General features: G+C 51.8%; 6 protein-coding genes. All 6 read right to left on the bottom strand.

The annotated features are described in order from the left end of the window. A partial coding sequence (locus PHU49_07505; GenBank protein MDD5243849.1) for a cation:proton antiporter occupies positions 1-2030 on the bottom strand: 2030 nt, incomplete at its 3' end. A gap of 298 nt (positions 2031-2328) precedes the next feature. Then, positions 2329-3105, bottom strand: a complete 777-nt coding sequence (locus PHU49_07500; GenBank protein ID MDD5243848.1) for an acyl-CoA dehydratase activase — start codon at positions 3103-3105, stop codon at positions 2329-2331. Between the two features lie 42 nt (positions 3106-3147). Beyond that, entirely contained in the window at positions 3148-3987 is an 840-nt protein-coding gene (locus PHU49_07495; protein MDD5243847.1) for an acyl-CoA dehydratase activase, read from the bottom strand. Between the two features lie 279 nt (positions 3988-4266). After that, positions 4267-5601, bottom strand: a complete 1335-nt coding sequence (locus PHU49_07490; GenBank protein MDD5243846.1) for a 2-hydroxyacyl-CoA dehydratase family protein — start codon at positions 5599-5601, stop codon at positions 4267-4269. Positions 5602-5615: 14 nt separating this feature from the next. Then, positions 5616-6776, bottom strand: coding sequence for a 2-hydroxyacyl-CoA dehydratase family protein (locus PHU49_07485; GenBank protein ID MDD5243845.1), 1161 nt, complete (start codon positions 6774-6776; stop codon positions 5616-5618). A 477-nt stretch (positions 6777-7253) separates the two neighbouring features. Continuing rightward, positions 7254-7535 carry a hypothetical protein gene (locus PHU49_07480; GenBank protein MDD5243844.1) on the bottom strand — a complete coding sequence of 94 codons (282 nt, stop codon included), beginning with the start codon at positions 7533-7535 and terminating at the stop codon, positions 7254-7256. Positions 7536-7753 lie beyond the last annotated feature (218 nt).

Raw genomic sequence — 7753 nt, 5'->3', positions numbered from 1 at the left:
ATCCCGATAATCCTCGTTCCATAACGCTTCCGGAATTGGATTTCCGCAAGAGACTTGTCGAGGTGCGGAGAATTATTCCCCATGAAGATCTCTGCAATGGCAAAACGTTTTGACCCCCTCTCCGCCTTTCTTTCTTCAACCTGCTGAAAAAGGTTTTCTGCATTTTTTAATGCATGGGGTTCCCCCATTACAACAAGACGATCGCCGGGAAAAAACTGAAACTCAGGGTAAGGATCAAGATAAATCCTGCCCGCCCTGCCCACTGCCAGGATGGATATTCCTGCCATTTCCCGGGGATCAAGATTCCTGATAAATTTACCGGCAAACACGGATCCCTTTCGCAATCTGACCTCTTTCAGCGCAAGGGGCCAGTCAATATCTCCCGGAAGGAGATCGATCGCTTCGGTAAGCGAATCTGCAGCCTCTTCCGCAGCATCACTGAAGGGTCTGAGCACTACATGAGCGCCTCCGGACGAGTAGATATTCGCCTCTTCTTCATCCCGTGCGGAAAGGGCGATCTTCCCCTCATAACGCCGCTCCCTCAGGAGATGCAGTAAGACCATACTCAATTCCCTGTCCCTCACGGTGCTGACCACCCACGACGCGCAATTCAGCGGCAGGCTGTCAAGGAATTCAGGGTCCCCCACATCACCAAATATTACAGGCAATCCGCGGGATCTCCATGTTTCAAGCGCAACGGGGTCGAAATCAACGCCTGCAAACAGTTTTTTTCTCTCCAATAGATGCTGTGCAATACCGCTCCCGTAGTTTCCCAGCCCAATGAGCACTATATCCACCTCCGGGACGGCGCATTCCCGCGGTATTGACATTTCGCGGTACGGGTGCCCGCGCTCAAAGATCCTGAGAGGCGATGCAATCCATCTGTAAATAGTCCCGGAATAGATAATCATATACGTAGACATACATATGGTTATCACGCCCACAAGGGTAATGAGGCTCATCGCCTCCATATTGATGTGTCCCATATTGACTCCCAGCGCGGCGAGGATCAGGGAAAACTCGCTGATCTGGGCAACGGCAAGCCCGGCTAAGAAGCCTGTACGCCTTCGATAACCCATCACCCCCATAATGATCATGACGATCAGCGGATTACCTATAAGGACAAAAAGCGATAAGTAGATTGAATTCAAAATCTGCGGCCCTATGAGGGTCAATTCCATGCGGGCACCAAGATCGATAAAGAAAAAAAGGAGCAAGAAATCCCTCAGGCTGACAAGTTTCGCTCCGATCGTTTCCCGATATTGCGTCGAGGCAAGGGAGACTCCGCCGAGAAAGGCACCCACTTCCTTGCTGAAACCAAGATAATCACCCGCAGCGCCAAGAAAAACAGCCCACGCAATTGCAAACAATACAAGCAGTTCGTGGTTCCATGCAAGCCATTTTGTAAGACCGGGAAGGACATAACGCATCAGCAGGCCTACCCCTGCGAGAAAACCGATCCCTTTGCCGATTATAGAGGCAATCTCCGTAAATGTAACTCCCGTCTCTCCGCTGCCGCCTCCAATCGCCGTCAGCGTGATCATTGCGAGGATCGCTACAATGTCCTGGACGATAAGAAACCCCACGGCAATCCTCCCGTGAAGGGCATCTATCTCTTTCTTGTCGGAGAGCAGCTTAACTATGATGATAGTGCTTGAAAAGGTCAGCGCTGCGGCAATATAAAGCGAGGCAGTCCGGGAAAACCCGAGCAGGTGTACAATGAAAAATCCAAACAAGGTAGTAAAGATGACCTGTCCAATACCCGTTGCCAGGGCGACCCGACCCGTTGTTCTTATGAGATTAGGATCAAGCCTGAGGCCGACAACAAAAAGCAGGAGGGAAATCCCGATGTGTGCCAGCAGTGCTATCTGGTCATAATTCTGTATCAGGGAGAATCCTGAAGGCCCGGCAAGGATTCCCGTTGCGAGAAAAGCCACGATAAGCGGCTGACGCAATAACATACCTCCCACACCGAGGATGGTCGCGAGGGCAAGAATCGATACTATCTCGTAAAAGGCCTTCTCGTACACTGTATACCCGAAGAAAATTCTACCAGATCGAAAATAAAAAAACAAAGATACCGGATTATTTTTTCCGGACAGGTTAAATGTTACGTTGCAGAGAAAGATATTTCATGGTAAAATCTCTAATGCTACATGTCATCGCTTCCCTGTCCGCGCTTCTCCATCTGACCAGGAAATGCCCCAAGTGCGGGACTGCCCAGCTTTTTAAGGGAAAAAAGAAGGGTGACACCGTTATATGCAAACACTGCAAACACAAGTTCACAATAAACTGACATAAACAGGCGAAGAAAGGTCTATTGCCGTATCAGGAGATCTTCTGCGACGCAAGGAGCGCTGCGCCCAGCGCGGCGGTGATCTGGGGCTCGTCGGCAACAAGCACATCGATGCCGAGCTCGGCCCCTATGGCCTTTACCAGGCCGAGGTCCTTCGCGCCGCCGCCGGTGACGGCACAGTCCTCTTCGAGTCCTACCCGTGTAACAAGGGTCATGATCTTTGACGCCATGGCCTTATGTATCCCGGCAAGGATATCCCCGGGGAGCGCCCCCTCGGCTATGCGCGAAACAGCCTCTGACTCGGCAAAAACAGCGCATCCGGTCGTAAATTCAACGGGCCTGACAGCAGTGAGGGAGAGTTCGCTGATCTCCTCCAGGCTGATCTTGAGTATGCGGGCAATGACCTGGAGGAATTTTCCGCTTCCTCCCGCGCATTTTTCGTTCATGACAAAAAAGGTCACCTTCCCTTCATCGTTGACCCGGATCACCCTGCTGAACTGGGCGCCTATGTCGATCAGCGTCCTTACTGAAGGAAAGATATGGTGGATACCTGCGCCGTGGCAGGAGATATCCGTCATCGTCTCATCGGCAAAATCGACCATCCCTGCCCCGTAGCCGGTGGCCAGCGTATAACGGATGTCACCCCTGGAAAGATTTATCTTTTGAAGGGCCGCCTCTGAAACCGCCCTGGCCGAATCCTTGTAGTTTCCCCCTGAAGGCATCACTGCATGCGACCTGGCAACCCCGCCTTCACACACTACTGCCTTTGAGTAGCCGGAACCCAGATCTATACCGAGTACAAAGGCCATATCATCCTTCATTCGCCGGGAACCGGCAGCAAAAACCATTATTCATGAGAAGATCTTCGCCTCCTGCAGGCCCTCTTTGCTTCTCGTGGGCGTGTACCCGTCACGGAGGGCCTTCTCACATTTTTCTTTCCCGAGCAGCGCCGCACCCAGGGCACCCGTTATCAACGGTTCCGGCGGGACCAGAACGGGCGATCCGAACTTTGCCTCCAGTGCTCTGACAAGACCGATATTCTTTGCGCCGCCGCCGGTGACGGCAATATCCTTTTCTATCTTCAATTTGCTTACCAGTGAATATATCCGTGTCGCGATGGATTCATGGACGCCTGCGACAAGGTTGGCTACGGGCTCGCCATTGGCGAGCTGATTGGTCACCTCGTGTTCGGCAAAAACCGTACAGGTGCTGCTGATGGGTGTTGCCCTTTCCGCGGTAAGGGAAAGCTCGCCAAGCCTCTGGAGCGGGACCCCAAGGGAGTCGGCGATAATCTCAAGAAACCTTCCTGTCCCGGCGGCACACTTATCGTTCATGACAAAGTTCACGACCCTGCCGTCATTGATCCTGATGCCTTTGCTGTCCTGCCCGCCCACATCCACAATGGTTTTGACCGTGGGAAGGAGGCTGTGCAACCCCTTCGCGTGGCAGGTGATCTCGGTGATCTGCCTGTCCGCAAAAGGCACGTTTATCCTGCCGTATCCTGTTGCGACAATGTATGCAAGGTCTTCGAAACGCAGATTGGCCTGATCGAGGGCGTCCTCCATCACCTTATTCGCCAGTTTCCGGTGCTCAGGTCCTGTCGGTCCTATCAGCGAGGTCTCTATTCTGTCGCTGATAATGACCACCTTGGTCATGGTGGAGCCAATGTCCACGCCGGCGTAATATGTCATATCGGATTGCCTTCATTCATATAGCTGCTATTTCTGGGGCTCACGTTGCCCCCTCCACGAACAAAGTCCGTGGAGCCTCCCCCTCGCGCCCAAGAATGGGCTAAACAATATATACAACTTCGTTGCCTTCGTCCGGGTACCCACATAGTGGGTGTCCCTCGACGTACTAAAGTACGCCCGGGTACCCGCTTGCGGGTGCTATTTTTGAATACAATCCGATATAAATTTCCTGCCTTTCAGTTCTTCTTCCTGCCTCAGCCTTAGCCTTAGCCTGCTTTTTTAGCCCTTCCGCCTGTTCTTATACGCGTCCAGCGTCTCGATGAATGCGTCGATCCTGTTATGGGTATCGGCTTCATTGTAAGAGCTGATATCGACGATATCGCCTTCCATGATGAGGATGGGGATATCCCCGTAGACCTTTCTCAACACCTCTGCCTGGTGGATAATCCCGGCGTGCCAGCTTCTGCAGGAGAACGCGGAATGGAAGACCACGCCGTCGCATTTATAGTCTCCGATGTACTCGATGATCCGCGCGACCTTCGGTGTTGAGCCGGGGAGCTTGCGCGCCGCGTCGTACCAGTGGGTCCAGTAACGTACCCACCTCCAGGCGATATGCTCCAGCGGGTCATCGGTTTTCGGGAGATCAAGCCTCTCGATCTTTTCATGGTCACGGTATGTCACCTCAACGGGGAATACGGCGCCCTTGCTGTTAAAATACTGGAAATCACTCAGCGCAAACCAGGATGGCAGGCCGGCAGCCCAGATAATCCGGTACTTCTCCGGATTGGCCACGCCTGTCCCTTGAGCGATCTTCTGTTTCAGTTCCTTATTCAGTTCCACATAGAAGTCATAGGCCTCCTGTGTTCCTATGTTAAAGGTGATGGGGACCATGGTGTTCATCGCATCGCCCGTATCCATAGGGGTAGGGATGGTCTTGCGGAGGTCGTAGGTATCGACGAAGAGGTCCCAGGTCTTATCGGAGAGCTCGACGATTGCCGCGAGCCTATCCCAGTCCATCTTTTTTCCCGTTACCCTTTCGCAGAATCTGACCGTCTCGTGCAGTTCCTCGGTGCAATACTTCACGTAGAACCCCTCCTGCTCATGGTGGTCGATATTCGGGTCCCACGGCGGGTAGTACATGTTCGTGACGAATACCGGAACGTCTCTGAGGTAGTGCTGGAGGGCCTGCGGCCATTTGAACCTCGGGTCGCATAAGAGCTGGCCGTTGCCGAGTATCATGTCAGGACGTCCCATCCCTCCCCACGGAGCCCCCTCGGGCATTACACCGCCCAGTTCCTCGCGGATCATCTCAAAACCGATGTGACAGGTCGCGTAGGTGCAGAGCGAGCGGGAGAAGTTATCCGATTCTGCCTTCTGGAGGTACTTCTCGGCATCACGCTTTGCTGCGCATACACCGGAGAAACTCTCACCCCAGGCGGGTACGATGTCCATCGCCCTCATTATCTCATCCTGGCCGTCATGGATGAAGGCCTTGGCCACCTTCTTCCCTTCCTCCTTTGCCTTTAACGTTGCAGCGAGGTTGCCCCGCACGAATTTCGGTATCCCGGCAGCCGTCTGTGTTGCAACCGCCCTTCTCTTTTTTTCTTCAGCCATGTGCGTACCCTCCGTTATGCGATCATTTCCAGGAATGCCTCGATCCTGGTCTTCACCCGTGCCAGGGTGGATGTGGAGTATTCGTCCTCAAGATAGAGAACCGGGATGCCCGCCGATTCGATATAGCTCTTCATTGCCGGTACCTCAAAACCGTAAGGGTCGCAGTACTTGTAGATGAAAAGGATAGCGCCGTCTACCTTGAATTCGGCGATACGCTGCTTCAAATGACCAAACCGCGCTTCAAGGTTCTCCTCATATGTATTCCCCTCGCTCACGAAGGTCGTGGCGATCTTCAGCTTGCGCAGATACCGTTCCGCGATCCCCTGGAGCGGGTCCGCTGTCTCGTCGACCTCCGGCCAGTATATCTTCCCGCCTATCGACAGGTCGTCGACAACAAGCCATGCCCCGGCATTTTCAATGGTCTCGGCGATGGCTGTACTATCGACCTGGTCTCCGATGATCATGATCCTTTTTTTATTTCCGTCAGCAGGCGCCTTTCTCTGTTTTACCTCGCCAATAATACTTTTGATGAGGGCGCTCGATTCATCGACCGGGATACTCATAGCAGCCACCAGGACCTTCATCATCTCAACGCCCGAGATGAGCGGGGGAGTTGATTTTCTCAGCGCGTAGAGTTCCTTCATGAGCCGCCGGTTTTCATTGTGCGCCTTTATTGCCCGGGCTATTGCCTCATCGGTGATCTTTACCCCGAGAAATTTCTCCAGTGTGTCGATAAAAACGCGAAGGATCTCCTTCATGAATTCGATAGAGGGATTGTCGGTAACATGTGGGACATTAAGAAAGTGCCAGTAAGGGAGGTTGAGGTTGTAACTCCATACGTCGCTTGTCCTGTCCATGCTGTCACATTGGTGCGGCATGACCATACCGTCCATAAAGTTGAACCTTCCCTTGACAGCCGCATCAAACACGCTTCGGACAAAGGGGCAAACGATCGTTTCCATGTAGGCATCACCTCTTGAGATGGCCTCGTCCATAAAGCCTTTCAGTCTGAGCGGGACAACACCTGCGGCTGTTAATATCTCCACCGGTGTCAGCGCAGACATATAGCCTATCACCTTCCTGCCTTCCTTCTTTAATTCCTTTGCCCGTGACCCGTATTGCGCGTAATACCTGTCAGTCGCTTCCAAACCGTTATCGTTTTGTAATCCAGTCATATTCGCTCCTCTTATCCATCCCGGTTTTGATTATTGCGGCCGGGAGGTAATCTATAGCTGCTGCCGGTTGTGTTCTCCGGAAAAGACAACCTCATATTTGTATTTGTAAAATAATTTAAAATTTCTTTCGTGAACAAGTTTAACGGAACCCGGTCATATTTGTCAACACGACGTGGTTCCATCACGGGGAGCAAAGCAACGTGGTAATTCCATCCGTTGCGATTGCTTCTCCCGCGTAAGCAGGATCGCAATAACAGGCGGTGAAGTTTCAATGGTAAAAGGAAGGTTGTCCGGGAGGTCCGCCTTTTGCAATGCGGTCAGGTTATCGCCAATAGAATAAATGATTTTCCGGAGGATAGGCGGGAAGCGCCTCAGCGGACTCGTTCGAACACATATTGTCAGACGCTTCACCTCGCAGAGCAAGGGCAGCAGTAGAGCACCTCCGGAATGGATTCCGCATTGTATCGTATTGTCTCTTTATGCGAGCCCTACCACCAGTGTTGATAGATCGTCAAATATGATCGGGAGTCTCGCTTTCTTCATATCTCTGCCAACATCAAGATTAATTACCTTATCAAGGGAGATACAGCCAAAAGTTGCGATCAGTGCCCCTTCCATGCTGTTCCCATCGTGGTAAAAGGCTGAATGGACGACATCTCTTTCTTTTCCCGGAAATGCCTCGATTACACGGTTATTTACAGAACCGCAGCCGAACACTTCTATTAACGTCTTTTCTTCTATGTCCCATCTTGTTTTCATTTCACCCTCCTGTCAAACAATTTTCTAATCCTTAGAACCAAAAACTCCTTTCACAGCATCTCGTCAGGTTCGCCTTTAATACCATGCTTCTCATCTTGATCATAGTATAGCAAAGACCATGCCATATAATTTTCCCTCTTATAATCAGCATGTTAGATAATTTCGAGATACCTATCTGTTATATGAAACAGTTTTATACTGTTTTATTTCACAGTTAT

Source organism: Syntrophorhabdaceae bacterium (genome assembly GCA_028713955.1).
GTDB lineage: Bacteria > Desulfobacterota > Syntrophorhabdia > Syntrophorhabdales > Syntrophorhabdaceae > UBA5609.
The sequence above is the reverse complement of the archived record's forward strand: the minus strand, read 5'-3'. Positions and strand labels throughout refer to the sequence as shown.

Bases quoted from the DNA above. Each gene is read 5' to 3' on its own strand.
- PHU49_07500 (MDD5243848.1), bottom strand. From the start codon at position 3,105: ATGGCCTTTGTACTCGGTATAGATCTGGGTTCCGGCTACTCAAAGGCA.
- PHU49_07495 (MDD5243847.1), bottom strand. From the start codon at position 3,987: ATGACATATTACGCCGGCGTGGACATTGGCTCCACCATGACCAAGGTG.
- PHU49_07490 (MDD5243846.1), bottom strand. From the start codon at position 5,601: ATGGCTGAAGAAAAAAAGAGAAGGGCGGTTGCAACACAGACGGCTGCC.
- PHU49_07485 (MDD5243845.1), bottom strand. From the start codon at position 6,776: ATGACTGGATTACAAAACGATAACGGTTTGGAAGCGACTGACAGGTAT.
- PHU49_07480 (MDD5243844.1), bottom strand. From the start codon at position 7,535: ATGAAAACAAGATGGGACATAGAAGAAAAGACGTTAATAGAAGTGTTC.